The following is a 24,932-nucleotide window of genomic DNA, read 5'->3' as shown; positions in this document are numbered from 1 at the left end:
GACCGTCCATGACGCCGACCACCCTCGTCGCGCTCTGGGAGCAGCAGGCCGCCGCCGCCCCCGGCGCGGTCGCCGTCGTCGCGGGAGCGCGCCGCGCCACCTACGCCGAAGTGGACCGCCGCGCCACCGCGCTCGCCGCCGAACTCCGGGCACGTGGCCTCGGCCCGGAGGACCTGGTCGGGGTCTGCCTCGGCCGCTCGGTCGAGCTGGTGGTGGCCCTGCTCGGCATCCTGAAGGCGGGCGCCGCCTACCTGCCCCTCGATCCCGGCTACCCGCCCGACCGGCTGCGGCACATGACCTCCGACGCCGGGGTCGCGCTGGCGCTGTGCGACGCGGACCGGCGGACCCAGGCCCTGGAGTCCGGTGTGGACAGTGTGCTGCCGGCCGAGGACTTCCCCACGGGGCCCGCCGCGGCCCGCCCCGCGGCGGTGCACCCGCAGCACCTGGCCTACGTCATCTACACCTCCGGTTCGACCGGCGTGCCCAAGGGGGTCGCGGTCAGCCACGCGGCGGTCGCCTCGTTCCTGCGGAGCGTGGCCGAGCGCCCCGGTCTCGACGCGGGCGACCGGGTCCTCGCGCTGACCCCGCTGTCGTTCGACATCTCGATCCTGGAGCTGTTCCTGCCGCTGACCCGGGGGGCGACGGTGGTGCTGGCCCCGCCCGGCGCCAACACCGACCCGGAGCTGCTGGCCGCCACCATCGCCGGGACCGGGGTGAGCGTCGTCCAGGCCACCCCCACCACCTGGCGGATGCTGCTGGCTTCCGGCTGGACCGCCGGGCACGGCCGGGTGCTGCTTTCGGGCGGCGAACCGCTCGACCCGCCCCTGGCCCGCGACCTGCTCGCCACCGGGGGCGCCCTGTGGAACCTGTACGGGCCCACCGAGGCGACGGTGTGGTCCACCGCCGCCCGCATCGATGTCGTGGCCGGCCGCGTCACGGTCGGCACGGCCCTGGCCAACACCCGGCTGCACGTGGTCGACGAGAACGGCCGGGAAGCCGGGCCCCGGGTCACCGGGGAGCTGTGGATCGGCGGCGCGGGCGTGGCGCGCGGGTACCTCAACCGGCCCGCGCTGACCGCCGACCGGTTCGTGCCCGACCCGTTCGGCGACACCCCCGGACGCCTGTACCGGACCGGCGACCTCGCCCGGTGGTCGGCCGACGGCGCGCTGGAAGTGCTGGGCCGCACCGACGACCAGGTCAAGGTGCGCGGCTTCCGCATCGAACTCGGCGAGGTCGAGGCCGGTGTGCGCAGCCACCCGCTGGTCGCGGACGCGGTGGCCGTCGTCGACCGCGAGGCGGCCGGGGGCGACCGGCTCGTGGCCTGCCTCGTGCCCGCGCCGGCCGGGCGGGACGCGGCCGGGGACCTGCCCCGCATGGTCCGCGACCACCTCGCCCGGCGGCTGCCCGCGCACATGGTGGCCCAGGGCTACGCCGTGCTCGACGCCCTGCCCCGCACCCCCGCGGGCAAGGCCGACCGCGAGGCCGCCCGGCGGATCCCGTACCACCCGGTCCGGGCGGACGGGCCGGCCCCGGGCGACCAGCCGCTGCCGCCGCGCACCGCGGCGGTGGGCCGGGTGTGGGCCGAGGTCCTCGGACTCGAAACCGTTTCGCCGCACGACGACTTCTTCGGGCTGGGCGGCCAGTCGCTCGCCGCGGTCCGGGCCGTGGCCCGGCTGCGGGCGGAACTCGGCGTGGCGGTCGGCGTCCAGTCGGTCTTCGCCCATCCGACCCCCGCCGCGCTCGCCGCCGCGCTCGACGGCGTGGCCCCGCCGGCCGAAGAGCCGATCCCGCCGGCGGCGACCGCCGAGCTGTCCTTCGGCCAGGAGCGGATCTGGATCTTCGAGCAGCTCAACGATTCGGTGCCCGCCTACCACCTGCCGGTGGTCCTGGGCCCGCCCGGCGGACGCGTCGACCCGGATCTGCTGCGGGAGAGCCTGTCCGCGCTGGTGCGCAGGCATCCCGCGCTGCGCACGGCGTTCACCACCGAAAACGGGCACGCCCGGCCCGAACCGCGCGAACCGGCCCCGGTGCCCCTGCGCCTTCTTGAGGTCACCGAGGAAGACTTCGACGCGCTGATGACCGAGCTGATCCGCGCTCCCTTCTCCCTCGACCACCCGCCGCTGCTGCGCGCGGAGGTCCTGCGCACCCCGAGCCGCGACCTCACCCTCCTGACCATCCACCACCTGGTCTGCGACGGCGCGTCGGTCGACCTGATCGTGCGCGAGCTGGGCCAGTCCTATGTGGACCTCGCCGCCGGTCGCCGCCCGAGCTCCGCGCCGCTGCCGGTGACCTACGCCGACTACGCGGCCTGGCAGCGGGCGCGCCTGAGCGGCGCCGAATTGGAGCGGCTGCTGAGCTACTGGCGGGCCCGGCTGTCCGGCGTACCGGCCCTGGAGCTGCCGACCAGCCGCCCCCGGCCGCCGGTCGCGAGCCACCACGGCCGCCGCGAGCTGCTGCGGGTCCCGGACGAACTGGCGCACCGGCTGCGCGCGCTGTGCCGGGCCGAGGGCATCACCTTGTTCATGGGCCTGCTGGCTCCCCTCCAGGTGCTGCTCGGCCGCTACGCCGATGAGCGCGACGTCGCCGTCGGTACCCTGGTCGGCGGCCGGACGCGCCCCGAGCTGGACGAGGTGGTCGGCTACTTCGTGAACACCGTCGTCCTGCGCACCGATTTGTACGGCGATCCGACCTGGCGCGAGCTGCTGGCCCGGGTCCGCGAAGTCGCGCGGCAGGCGTACGCGCACCAGGAGCTGCCCTTCGAGAAGCTGGTGGCGGAGCTGGGCCCGGAGCGCGACCTGAGCCGCAACCCGCTGTTCCAGGTGCTGTTCGCGCTGCACGAAGAGCCGGCGGCCGGGCACCTCACCGAGCTCTGCGACCGCAGGGAGCTGGAGGGACGGCTCGGCACCGCCCGCTTCGACCTGGCCGTCGAGGTGACCGACCACGTTGCCGGTGGCCTCGGCGTCTCGGTCGAGTACGCCACCGACCTGTTCGACGCGGACTTCGTGCGCGGCCTCGGCCGCCACTTCCTGCGGGTGATCGAGCAGATGGTGTCCGGTCCCGCCACCCCGCTGTCCGAACTCGAACTCGTCACGGCCGACGAGCTGCGCGCCGCCACCGGCCGGGCCGAGCCGCTGCCCGGGCCCAGCACCCTGGTCCGGCTCTGGGACCGGCAGGTGCGGGCCACCCCGCACGCGCTCTGCGTGGTGGGGGCCGGGCGGTCGCTCACCTTCGCCGAGACCGACCGCCGCAGTTCCGCCCTGGCCCGGAAGCTGCGGGCCGAGGGGGTGCGCCCGGAAAGCCTGGTCGCGGTCGGCCTCGAACGCTCGGTGGAGCTGGTGATCGCCCTGCTGGGCGTGCTGAAGGCGGGCGGCGCCTACGTCCCGCTCGACCCCGGCTACCCGGCCGAACGGCTGCGCTACCTGCTGGCCGACTCGGGCGTCCGCCTGGTCGTGGCCGACCCGCGCCACCCCACCTCGGCCCTGTTCGGCGACGGCGTGCGGCTCGTGGCGGTGGACCAGGAGCCCGGGGCGGACCCGGGGCCGGACCCGGGGCCGATCGAGGAGCCGCAACCGCACCACCTGGCCTACGTGATCTACACCTCGGGCTCCACCGGCGACCCCAAGGGCGTCGCGATCACCCACGCCAACATCACCGGATTCCTGGCCTGGAACCAGCGGCTGAGCCGGCTCACCGGGCAGGACCGGGCCCTGCTCAACCACTCGGTGGCGTTCGACAACTCGGTCTGGGAGATCTTCCAGTGCCTGGTGTCCGGCGCCGAACTGCACCTGGCGGGCCCCACCGCCGCCTACGACCCCGGGGAATTCCTGCGGGAGGTCGCCGAACGCGGCATCACCACGCTCAACGCGACCCCCTCGCAGATGCGGGTGCTGCTGGATTCCGGCGCCGACCCCGCCTCACGGCTCGCTTCCGTGCGCCTGGTGTTCACCGGGGCCGAAGCCGTGCCGCACGACGTGGCCCGGCGCCTCCTGTCCGTCACCGCGCCGGGGTGCCGGGTCTTCAACGAGTACGGGCCCACCGAAGCGACCATCACCTCGGCCTTCTGCCCGATCACCGAGGAGCTGCTCGACCGGCACGGCCACCGGCCGAGCGTCCCGTTCGGGCGGGCGACCGACAACGCCCGCCTCTACGTGCTGGACCCGCGGCTGCGCCCGGTCGCCCCGGGCTGCCGCGGTGAGCTGTACGTCGGCGGCAGCGCGGTCGGCCGGGGCTACCTCGGCCGGCCCGCCCGCACGGCGGCGGCGTACCTGCCCGACCCGTACGCCGCGGAGCCCGGGTCCCGGATGTACCCCACCGGCGACGTGGTCCGGCTGCTGCCCGACGGCAACCTGGTCTTCCTCGGCCGCAACGACCACCAGGTCAAGGTGCGCGGCTTCCGCATCGAACTCGGCGAGATCGAGTCCGCCCTGCAGCGCCATCCCGCCGTGGCCGAATGCGTCGTCGCCGTGCGCGGCGGCGGCGCGGACCGGCTGGCCGCCTACCTGATCCCGGAGCACACCGGCCGGCCCGCCCCGGGCCCGGCCGAACTGCGCGCGCACCTGGCCGCGCAGCTCCCGCCGTACATGCTGCCCCAGAGCTACACCACGATCAGCCGGATCCCCCTCACCCCGAACGGCAAGGTCGACCGCGAAGCGCTACCCGACCCGAGCCCGGCGCCCGCCGCGCGTCCGGGCACCCACCGCGCCGCGACCAAGAATCAGCTCCTCGTCGCCGAAGTCTGGCGCGAGTGCCTGGGCGTCGAGGACGACTTCGGACCACAAGACGGCTTCTTCGACGTCGGCGGCACCTCGCTGACCATCACCACGGTCGCGGTCCGGCTCGGCGAACGGCTCGGGCGCCGGGTCCCGCCGGCCCTGGTCTTCCGGAACCCCACTCTCGAAGGACTGGCCCAGGCGCTGGGAGCCGACGGCCGTCCGTGAGCGCGGCGGACCGGCCAATCCGTCCACTGTGGCCGGTCCGCCCTCCGGCGCCGCACGACGCCGAAAGGGCCCGTTCTCCCCGCGCCGGAACGGTTTCCGGGCGGGGAGAACGGGCCCTGGCCGCGATCCCGCGGACGGGTTTCAGGTCCAGCTCACGACCGTCTGGGGATCGGTGAACCCCATGATGAACGACACCGTCGTGCGGTTGCCGGAGCTGGCGTCCACCGCGTGCACGAAGGCACCGTTGAAGGCGTAGACGTCGCCCTCCCGGATGTCCAGGCGCAGCTCCTCGAAGTCGGCCAGGGCGTCGGCCGGGTAGGGCAGTCCGGTCAGCTCGAGGCCGAGCGCGCGCCGGGTCTCGTCGTCGGGACGGAGGTTCCACAGCACCAGCCGCCCGCCGGCGGTGTGCTCGGTGCACAGGTTCACCGCGCAGATCTGGTGGTCGCAGACCCGCTGGATCTCGAACCCCCGCTGGCGCGGGTCCTGGCACTGCGCCTGGTCCTCGTGCGGGTCGAGGGAGAAGTCGCCTTCCTTGTCCCACGCGCGGATCAGCGCGGCGCACGCCGGGCGGCCGTCCTGCTCCGCCAGCCGCAGGGACGCGCCCTCCTTGCCGAGGACCTCGTCGACGCCTTGGCGGAAGGCGTTCCACGGCGAATCCGGGGCGTCGATCACCCGCCGGACGTGCTCGGCGACCGCGGCCGACTCGTCGAGGTAGGTGGCGGTGTCCTTGTTCCAGTGGTAGGCGCCGACGTAGTGCGAGGGCTCGCCTTCACGGTGCTGGCGGGCGGGGCTCGCCCAGAACCGCTCGGTCAGGTCCTTGCGCGCCGCCACCGGGATCACGTCCCGGAAGATCACGCCCAGCCGGCGCCCGTGCAGCACGTCCAGAACCAGCTCGTAGTCCAGTTCGTCGCGCTCCTCGAAGCGGAAGAAGCCCGGATCGGCCTGCTGCCCGCTCAGCCGTGCTTTGCCCTGCTGCATCTGTTCCCTCTCTTTCACGCGTACACCACTGCTCTCACGAAGCAGAGACTGGGAAGCCGGTCCGGTCCCTCACCCCTGGTCCTCGTACTCGACGTACAAGGTGCGGGCGAGGTGTTCGCGGTACGCCTCGGCCTCGGCGTCCGAACCGTGGCGGGAGATCACGATCACCGGGTAGCCGGCGAAGTCCGGGAAGGGCGGCAGCCGGGTGCCGGGACCCGCGGTCTGCACCACGTAGTCCACGCGCGGGTCGGCGCGCACCGAGTCCAGCCCGTGGATCCGCTCGACCCGCCCGCCGGTGCCGACCGGCACCTGGTAGACCGCCACGTGGCCGGCCGGCACCGCCTCCTGTCCCCAGCACCGCGGTGCCCGGCCGAGGTGGATGCGCAGCGCCTCGGCGGCCAGGTCGATCCCGCCGGCGACGTGGGCGAAGTGGGCCATGTAGCCCCCGCCGCCGATGCGCGCGGCCATCTCCAGCAGCACCGGGCGCACCCCGCCGACCAGCCGCAGCTCGGTGTGCGTGGTGCCCTCGGTGACGCCGAAGGCGTGGTGGGCGCCGATCACCTCCGCCTCGGTCGCGGCGAGGATCTCGGCGGGGAGCTGAGCGGGGGCCCGCAGGGTGGTCTCCTGGAAGTAGGGCCCGGTCAGCTCCCCCTTCCAGCTGATCGCGCAGACCCGCACCTGCCCCCGGTACACCAGGGATTCGGCGGAGATCTCCGGCCCGTCCAGGTATTCCTCGACCAGCACGCCGGTCTGCGCGGCCAATCCGTCGTCGGCGCCCCGGTGGGCTTCGACGAGCTGCCAGGTGCGGACCACCGCCGGCTCGAGACCGTCCTTGCTGTCCACCCGGATCACGCCGAAGCTGGCGTGGCCGCTGACCGGTTTCACCACCACGGGAAACCGCAGCGACAACGCTTCGGCCCAGTGGTCCGGGTCGTCCAGGACCACGAAGCCGGGGGTGCCCAGACCGGCCTCCAGCAGGTGGCGGCGCATGCTTCGCTTGTCGCGCACCGCCACCGCCGCTTCCTCGGACAGTCCGGGCAGGCCCAGCTCCCGGGCGGCGCGCGCGGTGAACGGCACGGCCTGTTCGTTGGCCGCCATGATCCCGCCGAAGGGCTCGCGCCGGTAGCGGGCGACGAGCCGGGACAGTGCGCCGTCGGGGTCTCCCTCCACGTCCAGCGGCAGGAGTTCGACCACGGCGCGGGCCCGCGCGGCGGCCTCCATCGTGTCGTCCCCCCGGGGGACGAGGATGAGGTCGATGCCGGCCCGCTCGGCGGCCTCGAACACCCAGGGGAACTTCGACAGCTGACCGACCAGGACGAGCTTCGGGCGTGAGGGCATCAGGTCTCTCCAAGGATGGGCTGGGTGGACGGGTCCGGGCCGGGCACGGCCGTCAGGCCGAGCGCCGGACCGGGCCCGGGGCGAGGGGGCGCACCCCGGGCTCCAGTTCGTAGGAGAACCGGCTGTCCGCGGCGGGGTGCCGCGCGCGCACCAGGTAGCGCTCCCCCAGCTCCTCCAGCAGGTCTTCGGCCTTCTGGTCGCTGATGCCCAGGGTCGCCGCGACCGAGGTCGGGGTGAACCGGTCGGGAACGCCGGGAGCCAGCAGCTCGTAGGCCAGGGGCCGCGAATCGGCGGGCAGCGTGGCGAGCGTCCGGTCGAAGCCGGCGCGCACGCCCAGCGGATCGTCCGGCGCGCCCGCGGCCGCGAGGACCCAGGCCGAGGCCTGCCGGGCGGTCCAGTGTGGACGCCGGTGCAACTGCGAAGCGACCGCGAAGAGCGCGCCCGGCAGCCCCCGGCACAGCCGGGCCAGCCGCCGCAGGCCCTCCTGGTCCGCGGCGATCCGGTGCCCCGCCACGGCGGAGTCCAGCAGCCGGAGGCAGTCGGGAAAGGACAGTCCGGACAGCTCCAGGTGAACCGCGGAGGAGGACACGAACAGCCGCCGCCGGCTGCCGACCACCACCCCGCAGCCGGCGCCCGAGGGCAGCAGCGGAGTCAGGTCGCTCCCCTCGCTCACGTCGTCGAGCACGACCAGGACCCGGCGATCGGCGGTCCAGGTGCGAAACAGCAGGCTGAGGTCGGTCGCGCCCAGCCGCAGTTGCTCCGGGGTCGCGCCCAGTCCGCGCAGGAACGAGCGGAGGATCCCCGCGGACCGCACCCGCCGGCCGGCGTCACCGCGCAGCCGCGCGTACAGCTGCCCGTCGGGATAGCTGTCGCTCACCTGGTGCGCGACGTGCAGGCACAGCTCGCTCTTGCCGGTGCCGGGCGCGCCCTCCACGACCACGACCGGCCGGTCCGCCCGGTCCCGGCCGGTCAGCGCCGCGGTGAGGCGCGCGAGCTGGCCGTCCCGTCCGGTCAGCCGTTCGCGCGGCGCGGGCAGGTGGGAGGGCGCCCGGGTGACGGCGGGCACGGCGCTGATCCTCCGGCCGGGCCGCAGCAGCGCCTCGTCGGAGGTGAGCACCGCCGCGTGCAGGGCCTGGAGCCGGGGCGAAGGGTCGAGACCCAGCTCGGTGGCGATCCGTTCCCGGGCCCGGCGGTAGGCCTGGAGCGCTTCCGCCCGCCGGTCGGCGCGGTAGAGGGCGACCATCAGATTGCCCTGGGCCCGCTCGTCGGTCGGGTCCCGCCCGGCCATCGAGGCGAGCTCCCCCAGCACCTCGTGGTGCCGGCCGAGGTGCAGGTCGGATTCGACCCGCAGGTGGTGCGCGCTGGTGCGCAGTCCCTTCAGGCGGGCCGCCTCGGCCTCCAGCGCGGGTCCCTTGCGCACGTCCACCAGGACCTCGTCCCGCCACAGCCGCAGCGCCGCGGCGGCCGTCTCGCGGGCCCGGGCGAAGTCCTCGTCACGGAACTGCGCCCCGGCCCGGTCGAGCAGCGGCTCGAACCGGAAGACGTCCACCCGGTCGGCCGGCAGCGAAAGCTGGTAGCCATCGTCCACTGTGGCCAGCAGCACCTCCTCCGCCGGGGCCGCGCCGCCGATCCTCGGATTGCCGAGGGAGAACCGCTTCCGGAGCTGGTAGACGTAGGTCTGCACCGCGGTGTGCGCGCTGGCCGGCGGTTCGCCGTTCCACAGCTCGTCCATCAGCCGCGCCAGCGACACCACCCGGCCCGCGTTCAGCACGAGCATCACCAGCGTCTGACGGACTTTCTGGGCGGCCGGCGCCAGTTCGGCGCCGTGGTCGCCGGCGTAGGCCTGCAGCGGCCCGAGCAGGTTGACTCTCATGACGTTCGCCTTGCCTCGTGGTCGTCCGGCCCGGTCAGGAGCTCCGGGGCTCGGCTGCGGCAGCCAGGTCCGGGTGGTGCCGGGCGACGTTCTCGGGGAACGAGCGGATCACCCCTTTCATCACGTTGTCGCCGTAGAGGGCGAACAACGGGTTGCCGGCGACGTCGATGACTCCCCCGGCGCGCTCGACGTACGGTCCGGGCAGCGGCTGCATCGTGGCGTCCAGCCGGGGGTTGTAGAAGAAGGGGATGGAGTAGCGGTCGACGCCCGGGGCGGGGCGGACCACCCGGTGCTGGGTGGCCCGCACGTAGCCCCGGGTCGCCACTTCCAGCAGCTCGCCCAGGTTGACCACGAACGCCCCCGGGATCACCGGCACGTCGATGAACCGGCCGTCCTCCACCGCGACCTGGAGGCCGCCGTGACCGTCCTGGACGAGCAGGGTGAGCAGGCCCAGGTCGTTGTGCGCCCCGGTGCCCTGGCCGGAGCCGTCGTCCCCGCCCGTCCGCGCGGGCCCGGGGTAGTGCAGCAGCTTGAGGTGGATCTGCGGGTCCGGGTCGACCACGTCGTCCAGGAAGCCCGCCGGGGCCTCGAGCGATTCGAGGATCAGCCGCAGCAGCCGGTGCGAGAGCTCGGTCAGCCGGGCGATCCACGACTCGATGGCCGGGCGCAGCTCGGGCATCGCCGAGGGCCACCGGTTCGGGCCGATCAGGCACTGGTAGGCGGGATCGCCGGGGCCGAACCTGCGCGCGGGCTGCTCCGGCCCGATGTCGAGCTGCCGGCGCTGGTCCGGAACCCCGCGGGTGTGCTCGCGGCCCAGCTCCGAGTAGCCGCGGAACAGCGGGGAGTCGAGGATGTTCAGCGCGAGCCGGTCGGGCTCGGGCAGGGCGAAGAACCGGCGGGACAGCTCCAGCATGTCCTCGGTGTCCTCGACCCCGTGGCCGACCAGCTGGAAGAAGCCGATCTCGTGGACGGCCTCGCGCAGCCGGTGCAGGAACCCGGTCCTGGTTTCGGCCGGACCGGCGGCGTCGCGCAGGTCGAGCACGGGAAAGGTGTCGGTCACAACAGCTCCTTCGAAGCGCTGGTCTGATAGGCCGTCGGGTCGGTCACGCCGGCGCCCTCGAACGCTTCCTGCCGGTCCCAGCAGGAAGCGCACTCTCCACAGTGGAGCTCGCCGCCGCGCATGCAGGTCCAGGTCTCGGTCCAGGGAACGCCGAGCCCTTCGCCGAGCGCCACCACCCCGCTCTTGGGCAGCGCGGCCAGCGGCGCGGTCAGGACCAGCCCGGGGTGGGCGTAGCCGTCGGTCGCGATCTTCTCCATGGCGAAGAAGGCGTCGAGGAAGGCGACGTTGCTGTCCGGTGCGGCCTGCGGGTCGTCGATCACCCCGATGGCCACCGCGGTGGCCTTCTCGGCGACGGCGAGCGCGAACGCGACGGACAGCAGCAGGGCATTGCGGTTGGGCACGACGTTCGGGCTCCCCCCGGGCGATGCCCGCTTCCGGTTCGGCACCTCGACCGTCGGGTCGGTCAGCGAGGAACCGTGCATGAGCTTGCCGACCGGGCGGAGGTCGACGACGTCGTGCTGCGCCCCGAGCGCCTCGGCGGCCTTCGCCGCGAACCGGTGTTCCACGAGGTTGCGCTGCCCGTAGTCCACGGACAGCAGGTGGAGGGTGTGTCCCTCGGACCGGAGGTGGTAGGCCATGGTGACCGAGTCCAGGCCCCCGGACACGATGGCGATGGTTTTGGGCATGGGTGTGCCTTTCGGTGCCTAGGGATCGAGGTGGCCGGACCAGGACGGCGGCGCGGCGGGACCGCGGCGGCGCTCGGCGTCCGGTCAGGCCGCCGGCGTCGCCGGAACGCTCAGCCGCGTCGATCGGCGGCCCTTGCGGTAGGTCAGCTCGACTTCGGGCCGCGGGCCGTCCAGCTTCGTGGTCACCGTCCGCTCCTCGCTCCACCCGACCAGGCGGTACTCGTTGCCGCCCAGGCCGGCCAGCGGGAACAGGTGGTTCTCCGGGGATCGGACGGCCAGTTCCGTGCCGGTGTCGACGATGCTGAAGCTCGACTCCGGCTGCGGCCCGGTGAGCGACCCGAACGCCTCGGTCTCCAGCAGGTGCGCCGGTGCGTCGAACGAGCACCGCGCGGCCTCCCGCTCCGGGGCGGTGGTGGTCACGACCGGCCGGTTGCACAGCACCTCCGGACCGTCGAAGTACCCGGCCCAGTCCGCCGGGAACAGCCGGGCGAGCTCCGCGGTGACCAGCACGTCCACCACGAGGTGCACCCGGTGCTCGGGGCCGAGGTTCTGGATGTGGTGCCTGCGGCTGAAGTCACCGAACCAGAACTCCCCGGGCTGCCAGCGGTGGATGGCCCCGTCGAGGTCCAGGATCGCCGCCTCGTGGGTGGTGACCGGGGCGTGCAGCCGCACCAGGCCCCAGTCCGGGGCGAACTTGGCGTCGGTGTGCGGGTACCCGACGACCCCGGGCCCCAGGTCCAGGAACCGGGCCGCGTGCAGGGGACCGGGGATCGACCGCAGGATCTCCCGCACGTAGGGCATGTGGTCCAGCCACTCGGTGTCGGCGAACTCCGCGCTGCCGGCCCCGCCCGCGTCGGTGCGCGTCTTGTCACCGCCGGGACTGCGGATCGGCAGGCAGCGCCAGTCCTGCTGCTCGTCCCACTTGATCACCCGGCCGTTCGCGTGCGCGCTCTGCTCGTCCCACAGGTGGTCGCGGGCGGTCATGAGGTCGGCCAGCAGCCGCTCGGCGTCCAGCTCGGGCAGCAGCCGCGCCGCTTCCGCGGGCGTCGAGGAATCCGTCGCGCTCATCGTCGTCCTTTCCCATCGCCCCGGCTCAGACCCGTCACGCCCGGATCAGGTCGAACAGCTCGCCGCGGAGCTGGGGATCCGTGCCGAACTGCCCGCGGTAGGCGGTCGAGGTCATCTGCGCCGGGGCCTTGACCCCGCGCATCGTCATGCAGAGGTGCTCGCCCTTCGCGATGACCGCGACGTCCGAGGTGCCGCTCAGGGTGCTGATCTCGAGCGCGATCTGGTCCACGAGCCGTTCTTGGACCTGGAGGCGGTGCGCGTACTGGTGGGCCACCCGGGCGAACTTCGACAGTCCGAGCAGCTTGCCCGTCGGGCGGTAGGCGATGGTCACCGAGCACCGGAAGGGCAGCAGGTGGTGCTCGCACAGCGACCAGACCTGGATGTCGGAGACGACCACGAGCTGGCTCGTGCCGATGGACTCGAACAGCGTGTCCAGCGAACCCGGCTCGTAGTCGATGAACTCCCGCCACCAGCGGGCGAACCGCCCGGGCGTGTCGCGCAGCCCGTCGCGAGCGGGATCCTCGCCGATCTCTTCCAGCAGCCGGCGGGCGATCTCGACCAGCGGATCCTCGGTGGCCTTCGTCGCAGCCGGTTCGCCGTTGATCCCTAGTTCTGTCATCGACATTCGATCACCTTTCGTCCGGGATTCGGGGTCACCGCGTTCACGGCCGGTACTCGGCCCAGGTCTTGGGGGTCTCCGAGACCCGCACGCAGGTCAGCTCGGGGTACTCGGGCAGCCAGGTCTTGTACACCCACGCCGCCATGTGCTCGGCCGTCGGGTTTTCGTCCATCACTTCGTTGAGGTGCCGGTGGTCGAGGTTCTTGTCGATCCAGTCCTTGAACGTGGAAAGCTCCCCGTAGTCCCGGATGAACCCCACCGGCAGCAGGTCCGCGTTCTCGGCCCCCAGCTCCAGTTCGACCACGTAGTTGTGCCCGTGCATCCGGGCGCACTGGTGCTCGGCCGCCAGACCCGTCAGCTGGTGGCTGGCCGAGAATTCGAATTTCTTCGTGATTCTGAACGCCATCGATCCAAGCTCCTTGATCCGTAGTGCGCGCCGTGGGTCACACCGCGCGTTTGTCGCCCCACAACAGGGTGTGCAGCCGGGTCGTCAGGTTCCAGCCGCGCTCCACCACCGCGTCGGCCAGCTCGCCCATGTGCTTCGTGACGTCGTCGGCGGTCCGCCCGATCGGCATGATCCACACCGAGGGCAGGTCGAAGGCGTCGACCAGCTCCGCCACCTCGTCGAGGTCGCCGGTGTTGCGGCAGACGAACTTGAACGTGCTGCCCGGCAGTTTCGCGAGGTTGGCGAGCGCGCGCGGGACGATCCGGCGCCGGCGGGTGTCGCCGGAGTGGGACAGCTTGGGCGAAACGTTGAACCGGACGCCGGCTTCGACGAGTTCGGGGGCGGCGGCGTGCGTGCCGTTGGTCTCGATCTCGATCTCCAGGCCGCGGCCGGTCAGCTCCGCCACCAGCGGGATCAGCCGCTTCTGCTGCCCCAGGGGCTCCCCGCCGGAGATCACGATCAGGTCCGTGCCGAAGTCCAGCAATTGCGCGAGGACTTCCTCGACCGAGCGCCGGTGCAGTTCCTTGCCCGGATCGTGGGCGATTCCGCTCTCCCCGGATCCGGTCCAGTCCCAGGTGTAGGGCGTGTCGCACCAGGTGCAGGAAAGATTGCACCCGCCGAGCCGCAGGAAAGCGCAGCGACGCCCCAAGGACCGCCCTTCACCCTGAACGGTCGGACCGAAGATTTCGTTGACCACGAGTCCTTGTTCCATGCCACACCGTTCCCTAGGAATGAGCGGTTTCGACGGCTTCCGGCGTCCGCGCCTGCACGATGAACCGGTGCCGGGCCAGCCGGATGCCCGCCTCGGCCGTCGCGGAGGCGGCGTACCGGTCGAACGCCGCCCGGTCCGCAGCCGAGTCGTAGTCGTCGAGAATGGGAACCGAATGGAGGAACGTGTCCAGGTCGCCCGCGCGGTGGTAGAACTCATCGAACCGGAATTCCCGGATCCTGGTCACCGTGAAACCGGACTCGGTCATTTCCCGGGCGACCTTTCCGGACAGGGGCTCGCCGTGCCAGCTCCCGAAGTTCTGCCCGCGGCCGAACTGCTCCTTCAGTTCACGCGCGTCCTGTTCCCCGATCCCCATGTACAGGAGCGTGCCGCCCGGGCGGAGCACCCGCCCGAACTCGCCGAGGACCAGCGGTCCTCGACGGGAGGTGAGCACGTCCAGCCCACCGTCGGGCAGCCCGGTTTCGGCCGCGTCGCACAGTTCGAACGTCACGTGCGACGCGTCCGCCTCCGCCCGGTGCCGCTCGGCGCTCTCCAGCATCGAGGACGACAGGTCCACCCCCTTCACGAACCCGTAGGCACCCGAGGTGCGCAGCAGGCTGCGGCCGTCGGCACAGCCGACGTCCAGCAGCCGGGCCTGCGGTCCGCCCAAGGCGAGCACCCATTCGTCGAAGACGTCCTCCGGGCGGCCGTCGGCGAAGACGTCGGTGCTCCGGGCATCGCTGAAATAACCACCGAACCGATCGGCCACGCGGGAGTAGAACTCCGCGTCCATGTCCATCGTCATCGGCCGTGCACCCTTTCCGTGGGACTTCCCGCACCGAGTCTTTCCGCCACCGGGTCTTTCCGCACCGTCTTTCCACCGCACCGAGATGCGTATCGGGATTCGGCCTGCGAAGCGGCACAAGATCACACGACCCACCTTCCAGAGGTGGGTTATCAGTCCGCCATCACGAGGGCATCCGCCACCGGGGCGGTCCGGGATAGGGCGGGAATAGGGCGGGCATGGGCCCGAGTTGGACCCGGGGGCGAGACTGGTCCGAACCAGCGGACCGGTCGACCCGGCCCCCGGCGAGAGGACAGATTTCCGATGATCGTCACGAAATCACCGAATGTCGCGATTGCCGCCGGCGCAGCGGTTTTCGGCGCGGCGCGGAACACGCCCTGGACCTCGGCGTCGAACGCGGGCCGGACGGACGCGGGCCGGAGGTCAGCCGGCCGTCTTCACCGGCCGGCCCAGCACCGCCTCCAGGTCGGCCCGGACCGCGGCGGCCCCGTGGTGGTCCAGGATTCGCTCCCGGATCCTGACCGATTGCGAGTAGTACCGGACGGCCTGCTCCACGCGGTGCAGCCGGGCGTTCAGCCGGCCGAGATCGTGTAGCACGTACCCTTCCCCGACCAGATCCCCGCTCGATCCGACCATGGCGAGGACCTCCAGCAGGGTCCGCTCCGCCGCCTCGTCCCGATGCTGGTGCATCAGCATCTGGCCCTGCCGCCGCAGGGCCAGCGCCTGGCCGCGTTCGAAGCCGGCGGCCCGGTAGATCCCGAGCGCCTCGTCCAGGTACCGCCGGGTCCGCCCGAAGTCCGCCCGCCGCATCGTGATGTCCGCCATCTCGCCCAGCACGTAGGCCCGGCCCACGGCGTCCTGCGCCCGCACGAAGGCGCGCTCGGCGCTTTCGTAGAGCGCCAGCGCCCGATCGTCGTCACCGTGGTAGCGCTCGATGCACGCCAGGTCGCGCAGGCACAGCGCCTGGCCACTCAGCTCTTGCAGTCGTTCGAAGACCGCCAGAGCGGTGCTGAGGTACGGGCGCGCCGTTTCGTGTTCACCCCGGTACAGGTGCAGGGTTCCCAGCGAGGCGAGCACCGCCGCGCGGCCCCGTTCGTTGCCGGACGCCTGCACGGCGGCCAGGGCGATCTGGTGGGTGCGTTCCCACAGTTCGGGGTAGCCACGGGCTTCGAAGAGCGTCACCAGGGCGGTGGCCAGCTCCCAGCACGACTCGTCCAGCCCGTACCGGGCCGCCAGCTCGACCGCGTTCAGCAGATTGGCCTGCTCGCTCTCCAGCCAGCCGAGCGGGTCTCGCAGGCATCGCCGGACGTAGTCCTCCGGCGGCTGCCACCGTTCGGCGGCCCCCGTCACGATGGTGTAGGGGCCGCCGTGGATTTCCCGGTGCGCCCGCTCCACGAGCGCCATCCAGCCACCGGCCATGCGCCGCACCGCCGCCACGCGTTCCGCCTCGGGAACCTCCGCCCGCAACCGTTCCTGAGCGAACGTCCGCACGATTTCCGACAGCCCGCAGCGGAACTCCCCGTCCTGGTCCATCGCCGCGGTGTCCAGCAGCCTGGTCTCGATGAGCGGTTCCAGCAGGTCGGCGGGGACCGGGGTGCGGTCGTCGGCCAGCGCGGCCCCCAGCCAGCTCGGGATCTGCGCCCCCTCGGCCAGGCTGAGCAAGCACAACAGCCGCCGGTCGGCACTCGAAAGGCCGTCGTAACTGACCGACAGGCTCGCCCGGATCGACAGCTCGCCGTGGGTCAGCTCGTCCAGCCGGCGCTGCTCGTCTTCGAGCCGGTGTCCCATCGAGGCCAGCGACCAGTGCGGGCGCGCGGCCAGGCGCGCACCGATGATCCGCAGCGCGAGGGGCAGCCCGCCCGCCAGGCGCACGAGTCCTCGCGCCGCCTCCCGCTCGCTGCTCACCCGCGGTTCGCCGATGATCCGCCCGAGGAGCTCGATGGCCTGGTCCGGGTTCAGCGGCTCCAGGTCGAACCGCCGGGCGCCCGGCAACCCGGTGAGCTGGCCGCGGCTGGTGACCAGTACGCCGCTGGCCCCGGCCCCGGGCCGCAGCGGCCTCAGCTGCGACTCGCTCACCGCGTCGTCGACCAGCACCAGCACCCGGCGATCGGCCAGCAGGCTGCGATACATCTGCGCTCGTTCGTCCAGGGCGTCGGGCAGGGCCGGTCCGGGCACGCCCAGCGCGCGCAGCAGCCGTCCCAGCACCTGGGCCGGGTCCTCCGGCTGGCCGTCCGGCCCGCGCAGGACGCACCAGAGCTGCCCGTCCGGGAAGTGCTCGGCGGCGACCCGGTGCGCCACGTGCCCGGCCAGCGTGCTCTTGCCGACCCCCGGTCCCCCCAGCAGCAGGACCATGCTCGACCAGCCCTTGTCCCGCCCTTCGGTGACGGCGTCGCAGATCTCCGCGACGAGCGTGTCGTCGGCGACCAGGTCGCCGATGGCGGCCGGGAGGTGCCTGGGCACGACCGCGGGCTCGGGCTCGGCGCGGACGTCCGGGCCCGGCGGCGAGGGCACCCCGGCGGGGTCCGCTCCGGCCGAGCCGGCCAGCGTGAGGCCGGCGTCGTCGGTCAGGATCGCCTGCGCCAGGCGGCGCAGCTCCCGCCCCGGGTCCAGCCCGAGCTTTTCCGTGGACAGCGCGCGGCCCTGGTGGTAGACCTCCAGGGCTTCGGCCGGCCGGCCCGAACGGTACAGCGCCAGCATGAGGTGCCCCCGGGGCCGCTCCCGCAGCGGGTGCTCGGCGACCAGTTGCTGCAACTCGCCGATCAGGCGCTCGTGGCGGCCGAGTTCCAGCTCCAGCCGGACGCAGGTCTCCAGCGCCTCCAGCCGGCTCTGGTCCCACCGCGCCGCCGTGCCGGTCAGGACCGCACTGGGCAGACCGGCCAGGCACCGGCCCCGCCACAGCCCGACCGCCGCGCGCAGCTTGTCGACCGCGGCCGCCTTCAGCTCGGTACGGGCCAAGGCATCCGCTTCCGCCACCAACCGGCCGAAGACGCCGAGATCGGTGGCGTCCGCGGGTGCCCGCAGGACGTACCCGCGGGGACGGGTTTCGATCGAGGCGTCGACCTCGCCGTCCGACAACGCCTTGCGCAGCCGCGAAACGCAGATCTGCACCTGGGCGCGCGCGGTCTTCGGCGGGTGGTCGGACCAGATGACATCCACCAGGTAGCTGGTCTCCACCACCCGGTTCAGCTCGAGCGCCAGCGCGCCGAGGACGATCTCCTGCCGTCCGTGCGCCACGGACACCGGCCCCCGCTCACCACTCACCTCGAGCGGCCCCAGCACCCGGAACGGAGGCACCACGACGCGACCGCATTCCTCACCCGCCTGAACTGCCACGCTCACACCCACTTAGCTCCCCAGCTATGGAACAGTTCCTGGCCCACCGCCCGACGAGGCCGGGCCAGGATGTGACCGCATTCCAGGCCACGTCGGCCGAATCCGGCGGCGCGCCTTCCGGCCGACGGGCTCACCGGGCCGGCCGCTCAGTTCCTTTCCCTGGCGACGATGGGAGAAATAGCGGTGACGACACTTGTGGATGAACCCCACCGGGGTATCGGGTTGGCCGGTCAGGACGAGTCCATGACGACTCCTCGAGGGAAGAAGAACCGATGGCACCGAGGCACCGTTCAAGGCCGCTGGACAATTTTTCCGGAATAATTTACCGAACCGGACCACCACGGCCGGGCCGACCCGGCCCGGCCACCGGCCGACTGAAGTTCACCCCGGCACTCAAGCAGTTTTCGGGCGAACGAAGGCGACGGATACGACCAACCGGACACCGATCGGGGAAATCAGGCAACGCCCTTGCCTGTTCGGGAAACGCCGGACCTGACCCTGACCAGCGAATTCGAAGCCACCCTAAGCAACTGGACACCGGACAACCGGACACCACCGATCCGAGCCGCGCCGCGATTGCCGCGCTCAGGCCCACCACGATACCGAAATTCGCCGAAGTTTCCCCGAACGCCCCGAAGCCGCGGCCGGCCGGCAGCGCAAACGGACTCATCGAACATCCCATTTTCGTGTGCTGAGGAATTCCGTTGGGCCGGCCGGAAATTGCCTCGAAACTACATCGGGACCATCTCCGGAACGGATATTGCCCGCCCTGCCGAGCCAGGACATCGACCTCCTGAAGTGGACGCTCCCTACCGTCCCAATGTAGCCGCACGACGAGCCCGAGATCAAGAACGAACGTTCTACCCGCTTGGATGGAGGATCCGGGCCAACGCCTCGCGGCCGGATCCGGGCTTGCGGGCCGGCCCGGCGGACGCCGGCACCCCAGGGCCGCCGGGCCCGTCCGAGGCGATCCGGTACCGCGAGATCCCGGCCGGGTACGGGTTCGGACCGGGCCGGGCCTGCGCAGGCGCCGCCCCCCTGCCCGGCCAACACAGTCGCTGACGGTCTGCGGCCTGAGCCCCACAAGATGTGCTCATGGTGATCCCCGGACTACTCGACGATGTCAGTTGGCTACCTAATCATTGAACCGGCCCATGGTCAACATGCGCCGGAAGACGTGAGAGGGTGTCCCCATGGCCGGCCGGTACCACTCCCCGAGGCGCGAAGCCGCCGCCCAGGCAACCCGCGCGGCGATCCTGCAGCACGCCCGCACCCTGTTCCTGGCCCAGGGATACTGCGCCACCACCGTGTCCGACATCGCCCACGCCGCCCAGGTCGCCACCCCCACCGTGTACTCCAGCACCGGTGGCAAAGCCGCGATGTTCGCCGAACTGCTCCAACCCGCGATCCGCGACCCCCTGGCCGCACAGGAGGCGTCCGCCGCCCTCCAGGCCGGCGATCCCCGCGAAGTCATGACCCACTGCGCCGCCGCCGCCCGACACGGACAGGAACGCAACTGGGACCTCGTCACCACCCTCCTGCGCCAGCCGCCACAGGACGAACCGGCCCGCCAGGCCGTGGCCGACATCGCCGATGGATGCCTCACCGCCCTCACGCGCATCGCACGACACCTCACCCGCCTCGACGCACTCGCCCCCGGAATCGACACCGCTCACGCCACCGACACCCTCTGGTACTACTTCGGGCACAACTCCTGGCACAGCCTCATCATCGAACGAGGCTGGAGCTTCGACCAGGCGGAACCCTGGCTCCTCGACGCCGCCACTCACGCCCTGCTGGCCCAGCCGTGACTGGCGCGGGCCGCAGCGCCGCGATTTGCCGCCACCCCACCGAAACCCGGTGGTGAGCCGGGTCAGAGCCGCTTGGCCGCGCGGAACGCCTTGGCGTAGGTCCCCGAACCGTCGATCAGGGACGTGCCGCCCGCGTCGCCGAAGGTGGGGCCGTTGGCCACCTTGCGGCTGGAGAGCACGCGGTGGTGCCCGTCGCCGTCGATGCCCAGGTAGATGCCGGTGTGCGAGACCTGCGTCCCGAGCTGCGGCTCGAGGTTGAAGAACAGCAGGTCGCCCGGCTGCAGCGCGCTGAGGTCGGTCACCGGGCGCTTCTCGTCGCGGATGAGCGAGGTGCCCGGGCCCAGCTCGGACAGCGCCCACGCCCGCCTCGGCAGGCCCGGTCCCCGCACGTTGGTGCCGAGCAGCGGGTAGCCCGAGCGGTAGCCGTAGACCATCCGCACGAACCCGGAGCAGTCCAGCGAGCGGGCGCGGGCCGGTTCGGCTTTCTCGTGGGTGCCGTCCGGGAAGTCCCAGCCGATGCCGAGGTAGTCGTAGAAGTCCGACTTCTCCAGCCGGCCTTCCGCGCTGTCCGGGCCGAAGCTGGCGTCACCGCCGATCCGCAGCTGCTTCGCCATCAGGTCGGCCGCGCCGTCGGTGTACTGCAACGCAATGGCCAGCACGTCCGGCTCGGTGTCGCCGACGACCTTCGGCAACCAGTCGGTGAACCACTTCTCCCGCTCCGCCCCGGGGTGCCACTCCTGCGGGGCCAGCCGGATCCACGCGGTCGTCGTGACGCCGGCCGTGGTGAACTTCGGCTCGGTGAACGTCCGCGAGCGGCCGGTCAGCATGACCGTGCGGGAGCCGTCGGTGAAGGACGCGAGCTGCGCGCCCGCCCCGTCGCGCACGATCGTGCGCGCCGGGTTCCGCTGGCGCTCGTAGCGGTAGCCGCCGACGGCCGCGGCGCCGGTCGGAGCGGCGGAGACGGCCGTGATCCCCGGCCCTTCCTGCGTGGCGACGTACACCGCGGCCGTGCCGGAGACGGCGATGACCGCGGCGAGGACACCGATCCGGACCGCTCTGCGCATCTTCACCTCACACCGTCGGGACCAGCCCGACCAGCACGCCGCTGATCAGGATCGCGTAGCTGGCCAGGCTGACACCGCCGGTGGCGAGCATCGTGGCCACCGGCTTCTGCCGCACCAGCTGGTAGGCGACCAGTCCGGGCACGACGAACCCGAGCGTCTGGTGCACGAACAGCAGCGGGAAGTCGGCCTGCAGGAAGATCAGCAATGTCGTCTGCAGCACGACGCCGAGCAGCACCACCGCCGCGAACAGCCGCTTGCCGTAGAGGATCACCATGCGCTGCAACGCTTTCGTGCCGCCGAAGGTCAGCGCCGTCATGAGCACGATGATCGCCGCGCGCCGGTAGTCCTCGACCATGGTGAGCGCGATCCAGCCGGGCGTGATCATGCCGCCGGGCGAGAGGTTGGTCGTCAGGTAGCAGACCAGCGACAGCAGCAGGCCGATGGCCAGCCCGACGGTGGCGACCTCGGGGGCGAGGGAGGTGGTGAGCATCAGGCGACCGGTTCCAGTTTCGCGAGTTCTTCGATGAGCAGTTCCCCTTGGCCGTGGATGTTGCCGATGGCGATCAGCGACGCGCTCCGCTCGATCCCGGCCACGATCCCGCTCAGCAGGTCCCGCGGCGGGCGCGATCCTCCGAGGTCGACGACGCGGTCGTGCCACTCGGGCGGGATCGCGGCGCGGGCGCTGCGCGTCGGCTCGCCGATCAGCACCACGCGCTCCGGGGCGATCTTCGGGATCAGCGCGCCCATCTGCCCGTTGCGTTCGACGCGGTCGGGGCGGCAGTTGATGACCACGTGCAGCGGATCCTCGATCGCGCCCTGGCGGCGGAGCTGGTCGATGTTCATCAGGGTCGATTCGGGGTCGTTGGCGGCGAAGACGTTCGCGAAGCGCAGGTGGAGGCGGCCGGTGCGGTAGTGGTGGACCTGCAGCACACCCGGGTCCGGCGGCGCGTCCCACATGCCCTGCAGGGCCAGCTGCCGGTTGACCTTGAGCAGGTCCGCGACGGCCAGGGCGATCGCGACGTTCTCCTTGAAGGTGATCCAGCCGAAGCCGCGCATCTCGGCGTCGGTGACCGTCTCGGGGTCGACGGCGATGAGTTCGCAGTCCCGCTTCGCGGCCTCTTCGCGCAGGATGTGCAGCCGGTCCTTCTCCGCGGTCAGGCAGATCCCGCCGACCGGCATCGACCGCGACAGCGACCGCGCGACGTCGTCGAGGGTCGGTCCCATCTCGGCGAGGTGGTCTTCCCGGACGTTGCACAGGACCCCGATGGTGGAGCGGATCAGCTTGCTCTGGTTGATCTCCTGCAGGTCCGGCATGACGGCCATGCACTCGATCACCAGGGCGTCCGGCCGGTAGGCGGCGGCGCGGCGGACGATGCCGATCTGCTCGACGACGTTGGCGATGCCGAACTTGCGGTAGACCGGCTCCTCGCTGCCGTCCGGGTGGATGAAGCGGGCCGCGGTGCCGGTGGTCTTCGCGGTGGTGACCAGGCCGCCGCCCCGCAGCGCGCCCGCGCACAACCTGGTGATGGACGACTTGCCGCGGATGCCGTTGACCAGCACCCGGGTCGGGATGCTGTGCAGGTGCCGGTAGTGCTGGCGCTGCTCGGCGATCCCGGCGGCCAGCATCGCCACCGCGGCCACCACCAGCACGGCGTAGAGGAACGTCACGTCCGGCCCCGGCCCCGTCCGGCCAATTCCGGCAGTTCGCCCTCGGCTCGTTCCCCGGCGCTGTGTTCTGCGGTGCTGTGTTCCCCGGTGCTGTGTCCCCCGGCGCTGTGGACGGGCGGGCGCGACGGGGTCTGCGGCCGGGATCGCTCACCGGGCTCCGGCCGGCCGGTGGGCCGTCCCGCCGGATTCCGCGGGGCGCCGGCCGGTTCCGCGGATCGCCGCGCCGGCCCGCGCCGTTCCATCGACGGCTTCGAAGGGCTCTCGGGCTCTGCGGCCCGGTGCGCGGCGGGGCGGTCGCGCACCGGCGAACCGGGCTCGTCCTCCACGCGCTGGATCAGCACCGTCTGGTCGGTCGCCGCGCCCACCGGGCGGCGGACCTCACCCAGGCGGCCGTGTCCGTCGGTCAAGGCCTGGCGGCAGATCTCGACGCACGAGGCGATCGTGCCGAGCTCGTCCTGGCGCTGCGGGTAGACGACGGCACCGGTGGCGCCGCCGGCGATCCGCTCGGCCTCGTCGCCGATCCGGCGCAGCGGGCGCAGGACGAGCAGGAAGTGCCAGGCGAACAGCAGCAGCGCCACGACGGCGGTGAGCAGCGCGGCGACCCGGGCCCCCGAGCGGACGGTGTTGTCCGCGGCCCCCAGCGACTCGATCGGCTGCTCGGCGACGACCACCCACTTCAGCGTGGCCGCTTGCCCCTTGTCCGCCAGCCGCTGCGCCGCGACGAGCGCCGCCGGGGTCGTCTCCCGGGCCGGCTTGCCCGCTTGGGCCGCCTCGACGTTCCCGACCAGGGCCGGGTCGGTGAGCGGGCTGAACGCGAGGTAGCCCTCGGTGTCGGCGATGGTGCGCTTGCCCTCGTCGACGACCCGGACGCGCCCGCCCCCGGTGTCGAGCAGCTCCGCCATCCGCGGCACGTCGTATTCGCCGACCAGGACGTTCTTCGAACCCGGCAGCGGGGTGAAGGCGTAGACGACCGGGACGCGCCCGCTGGTGTTGCCCTGGCGCAGTCCCTCGCCGCCGGGCAGCTTCCCGAAGTCGCGCAGCGATTCCCGCCCGGCCTGCTGCACCGCCGCGCCCTGCGCGTCGGCGACGTAGACGCTGCGGAACCGGCTGCCGTCGCCGGTGAGCCGGTCGAGCATGCCGCTGAGCTGGTCCGGCTGCTTGCCCCGGGCGAGGCGCGCGACGGACTGCAGGTCGGCCAGACCTTCGGCGAGGCTGCGGCGCAAGGTGTCGGCCGAACGCGTGACGCGGAGACCGTGCTCGCTCAGCATCGTCGGCGAGACCTCGGCCGACTGGCGGCCCAGCGTGGCGGCCACCGCCACCGACCAGCCGAGCAGCGCCAGGGTGACCAGAGCCAGGACGAGCTGGGCCGACACGAGAGCACGGACCTTCGCCGCGGGCTTGCGGCGACGCAGCTTCGCGCGGAACCGCTCGACGGCGCCGGTCACCCGGTTCACCTCGCGGATCCGCGACTGCCGGACCGGCTCGTCGAGCGCGCCGGCCGCGACGGCGAGTGCGTCGGTGCGCAGCCGGCGGATCGGCGCGACGATCGTCCGCCGGAGCAGCACGAACCCCAGGACGGCCAGGGCGGACAACGCGGCCGCGGGGATCAGGCCGGGCCAGCGGCGCGGCACCGCTTCCACCGGGACCCGGCTGAACGAGACGACCGACAGGCCGAGGCTGCCGCCGATGCCGGACGGCGTGACCGGCGCGTACGAGACGACCGGCGCGAGCTGCTGCCCCTTCTTGGCCGGGTCGGCCGCGGCGTCGCCGGTGAGCACACCGGTCTGCGCGGCGGCGGCCGCGGCGGCGGCGCGGGCGAACAGGTCCTGGGCGGCGCGGTCGGTCGCGGGCACGTCGGCGCCGCGGGAGTAGAGAACGGCACCGTCGGCGGTGACCAGCCGGATCTGCTGCCGGGTCGCTTCGTTCAGTTCGCCGCGCGTGCCGCGCAACGCCGTCGAGACGACCAGGAGCTTCCCGGCGCGGGCGCCGGTCAGCGGAACCGCGGTCAGCACCAGCGGCGTGTCGCCCGTGCGGGCGACCGGGCGGACGGTGAGGTTCGCCACGGCGACGCCGCCGAGGTTCTGCACCGGCACGGGTTCGCCCCGGGTGGCGACGACCTTCCGCGCGACGGGGTCGTACACGGCGACGCCGCGCCAGTCCGGGTACGTCTCGCTGAGGCTGGTCAGCAGTGCGGTGTCGTCCGCGGTGTCGAACACCCCGGAGCCGTCCGCGACCCGCAGGTCGCTGGCGGCACCCGTCACCGAGGGCGCGATGCTCTTCGCGAGGCCGGCGGTGGTCCGCTGCTGACCGGTGGCGACTTCGTCGGGAACGCGCCCGGAGCTGTCGTTCGCCCGGAGCAGGGAAAGCGGCCCGGCCGTCGAAAGGTAAAGAGCGGTAAAGGCAGTGATGAACAACAGCAGAACGAAAACCGTCGCGGACGCGACACCGGCGCCACGGGGGAAACCCGCTTCCGGAATCTGCTCGCGCAATCGCGCGGCCGGCAGGTCGTGCTGTTTCGGCCGGTTCAACCGCTCCCCC

17 protein-coding genes are annotated in these 24,932 nt (G+C 72.6%); 2 read left to right on the top strand and 15 right to left on the bottom strand.

The genetic code is table 11. From position 1 onward, the window contains the following. Positions 1-8: 8 nt before the first annotated feature. Positions 9-4,937 carry a non-ribosomal peptide synthetase gene (locus NYF13_RS13930; RefSeq protein ID WP_315656792.1) on the top strand — a complete coding sequence of 1,643 codons (4,929 nt, stop codon included), beginning with the start codon at positions 9-11 and terminating at the stop codon, positions 4,935-4,937. Between the two features lie 141 nt (positions 4,938-5,078). On the opposite strand, the gene NYF13_RS13925 is transcribed toward NYF13_RS13930, so the two are convergent. From NYF13_RS13925 to NYF13_RS13875, 11 genes are all read right to left on the bottom strand, one after another. Further along, positions 5,079-5,933: a hypothetical protein gene (locus tag NYF13_RS13925; RefSeq protein ID WP_315656791.1), complete on the bottom strand. Its 855-nt coding sequence runs from the start codon at positions 5,931-5,933 to the stop codon at positions 5,079-5,081. A 51-nt stretch (positions 5,934-5,984) separates the two neighbouring features. Beyond that, positions 5,985-7,253, bottom strand: a complete 1,269-nt coding sequence (locus NYF13_RS13920) for an ATP-grasp domain-containing protein (RefSeq protein ID WP_315656790.1) — start codon at positions 7,251-7,253, stop codon at positions 5,985-5,987. A gap of 52 nt (positions 7,254-7,305) precedes the next feature. Continuing rightward, entirely contained in the window at positions 7,306-9,126 is a 1,821-nt protein-coding gene (locus NYF13_RS13915) for a BTAD domain-containing putative transcriptional regulator (protein ID WP_315656788.1), read from the bottom strand. Between the two features lie 34 nt (positions 9,127-9,160). Next, entirely contained in the window at positions 9,161-10,186 is a 1,026-nt protein-coding gene (locus NYF13_RS13910; RefSeq protein WP_315656787.1) for a 2-oxoglutarate and iron-dependent oxygenase domain-containing protein, read from the bottom strand. Then, the gene (locus NYF13_RS13905) at positions 10,183-10,872 is read right to left on the bottom strand and encodes a 7-cyano-7-deazaguanine synthase (protein WP_315656785.1); all 690 of its coding nucleotides are present in this window, start codon (positions 10,870-10,872) and stop codon (positions 10,183-10,185) included. The genes NYF13_RS13910 and NYF13_RS13905 overlap by 4 nt, the downstream gene beginning before the upstream one ends. Positions 10,873-10,956: 84 nt before the next feature. Further along, complete coding sequence (locus tag NYF13_RS13900) at positions 10,957-11,940, bottom strand: aspartyl/asparaginyl beta-hydroxylase domain-containing protein (protein ID WP_315656783.1); 984 nt, start codon at positions 11,938-11,940, stop codon at positions 10,957-10,959. A 34-nt stretch (positions 11,941-11,974) separates the two neighbouring features. Next, positions 11,975-12,559 (bottom strand): GTP cyclohydrolase I, encoded by a 585-nt coding sequence (gene folE / locus NYF13_RS13895; protein ID WP_315656781.1) that lies wholly within the window; start codon positions 12,557-12,559, stop codon positions 11,975-11,977. Between the two features lie 43 nt (positions 12,560-12,602). Next, the gene (locus NYF13_RS13890) at positions 12,603-12,965 is read right to left on the bottom strand and encodes a 6-pyruvoyl tetrahydropterin synthase family protein (RefSeq protein WP_315656780.1); all 363 of its coding nucleotides are present in this window, start codon (positions 12,963-12,965) and stop codon (positions 12,603-12,605) included. Between the two features lie 37 nt (positions 12,966-13,002). After that, positions 13,003-13,716, bottom strand: a complete 714-nt coding sequence (locus tag NYF13_RS13885; RefSeq protein WP_315656779.1) for a 7-carboxy-7-deazaguanine synthase QueE — start codon at positions 13,714-13,716, stop codon at positions 13,003-13,005. 13 nt (positions 13,717-13,729) lie between these two features. Beyond that, the gene (locus NYF13_RS13880; protein ID WP_315656778.1) at positions 13,730-14,518 is read right to left on the bottom strand and encodes a class I SAM-dependent methyltransferase; all 789 of its coding nucleotides are present in this window, start codon (positions 14,516-14,518) and stop codon (positions 13,730-13,732) included. 423 nt (positions 14,519-14,941) lie between these two features. After that, a complete protein-coding gene (locus NYF13_RS13875; RefSeq protein ID WP_315656777.1) occupies positions 14,942-17,857 on the bottom strand; it encodes a BTAD domain-containing putative transcriptional regulator in 2,916 nt (971 codons plus the stop codon). A gap of 1,187 nt (positions 17,858-19,044) precedes the next feature. Between NYF13_RS13875 and NYF13_RS13870 the strand changes: the two genes are divergently transcribed. Further along, positions 19,045-19,662 (top strand): TetR/AcrR family transcriptional regulator, encoded by a 618-nt coding sequence (locus NYF13_RS13870; protein ID WP_315656776.1) that lies wholly within the window; start codon positions 19,045-19,047, stop codon positions 19,660-19,662. Positions 19,663-19,724: 62 nt separating this feature from the next. Here the strand turns inward: NYF13_RS13870 and NYF13_RS13865 are convergent, their stop codons facing one another. The 4 genes from NYF13_RS13865 to NYF13_RS13850 are packed head-to-tail and all read right to left on the bottom strand — an operon-like array spanning position 19,725 to position 24,808. Then, the gene (locus NYF13_RS13865; RefSeq protein ID WP_315656774.1) at positions 19,725-20,726 is read right to left on the bottom strand and encodes an NlpC/P60 family protein; all 1,002 of its coding nucleotides are present in this window, start codon (positions 20,724-20,726) and stop codon (positions 19,725-19,727) included. A gap of 7 nt (positions 20,727-20,733) precedes the next feature. Further along, positions 20,734-21,216, bottom strand: a complete 483-nt coding sequence (locus tag NYF13_RS13860; RefSeq protein WP_086857797.1) for a poly-gamma-glutamate biosynthesis protein PgsC/CapC — start codon at positions 21,214-21,216, stop codon at positions 20,734-20,736. Further along, positions 21,216-22,394: a poly-gamma-glutamate synthase PgsB gene (gene pgsB / locus NYF13_RS13855; protein ID WP_315656771.1), complete on the bottom strand. Its 1,179-nt coding sequence runs from the start codon at positions 22,392-22,394 to the stop codon at positions 21,216-21,218. The genes NYF13_RS13860 and pgsB overlap by 1 nt, the downstream gene beginning before the upstream one ends. Next, entirely contained in the window at positions 22,391-24,808 is a 2,418-nt protein-coding gene (locus NYF13_RS13850; RefSeq protein WP_315656770.1) for a HAMP domain-containing protein, read from the bottom strand. Before NYF13_RS13850 ends, pgsB begins: the two co-directional genes overlap by 4 nt. Between the last annotated feature and the right edge of the window lie 124 nt (positions 24,809-24,932).

The organism is Amycolatopsis sp. PS_44_ISF1, assembly GCF_032335455.1.
GTDB lineage: Bacteria > Actinomycetota > Actinomycetes > Mycobacteriales > Pseudonocardiaceae > Amycolatopsis.
The sequence above is the reverse complement of the archived record's forward strand: the minus strand, read 5'-3'. Positions and strand labels throughout refer to the sequence as shown.

Excerpts from the sequence above, each read along its gene's own strand:
- folE (WP_315656781.1), bottom strand. The coding sequence starts at position 12,559 with ATGACAGAACTAGGGATCAACGGCGAACCGGCTGCGACGAAGGCCACC.
- NYF13_RS13900 (WP_315656783.1), bottom strand. The coding sequence starts at position 11,940 with ATGAGCGCGACGGATTCCTCGACGCCCGCGGAAGCGGCGCGGCTGCTG.
- NYF13_RS13930 (WP_315656792.1), top strand. The coding sequence starts at position 9 with ATGACGCCGACCACCCTCGTCGCGCTCTGGGAGCAGCAGGCCGCCGCC.
- NYF13_RS13890 (WP_315656780.1), bottom strand. The coding sequence starts at position 12,965 with ATGGCGTTCAGAATCACGAAGAAATTCGAATTCTCGGCCAGCCACCAG.
- NYF13_RS13860 (WP_086857797.1), bottom strand. The coding sequence starts at position 21,216 with ATGCTCACCACCTCCCTCGCCCCCGAGGTCGCCACCGTCGGGCTGGCC.
- NYF13_RS13920 (WP_315656790.1), bottom strand. The coding sequence starts at position 7,253 with ATGCCCTCACGCCCGAAGCTCGTCCTGGTCGGTCAGCTGTCGAAGTTC.
- NYF13_RS13905 (WP_315656785.1), bottom strand. The coding sequence starts at position 10,872 with ATGCCCAAAACCATCGCCATCGTGTCCGGGGGCCTGGACTCGGTCACC.
- NYF13_RS13880 (WP_315656778.1), bottom strand. The coding sequence starts at position 14,518 with ATGACGATGGACATGGACGCGGAGTTCTACTCCCGCGTGGCCGATCGG.
- NYF13_RS13865 (WP_315656774.1), bottom strand. The coding sequence starts at position 20,726 with ATGCGCAGAGCGGTCCGGATCGGTGTCCTCGCCGCGGTCATCGCCGTC.
- NYF13_RS13870 (WP_315656776.1), top strand. The coding sequence starts at position 19,045 with ATGGCCGGCCGGTACCACTCCCCGAGGCGCGAAGCCGCCGCCCAGGCA.
- NYF13_RS13915 (WP_315656788.1), bottom strand. The coding sequence starts at position 9,126 with ATGAGAGTCAACCTGCTCGGGCCGCTGCAGGCCTACGCCGGCGACCAC.
- NYF13_RS13885 (WP_315656779.1), bottom strand. The coding sequence starts at position 13,716 with ATGGAACAAGGACTCGTGGTCAACGAAATCTTCGGTCCGACCGTTCAG.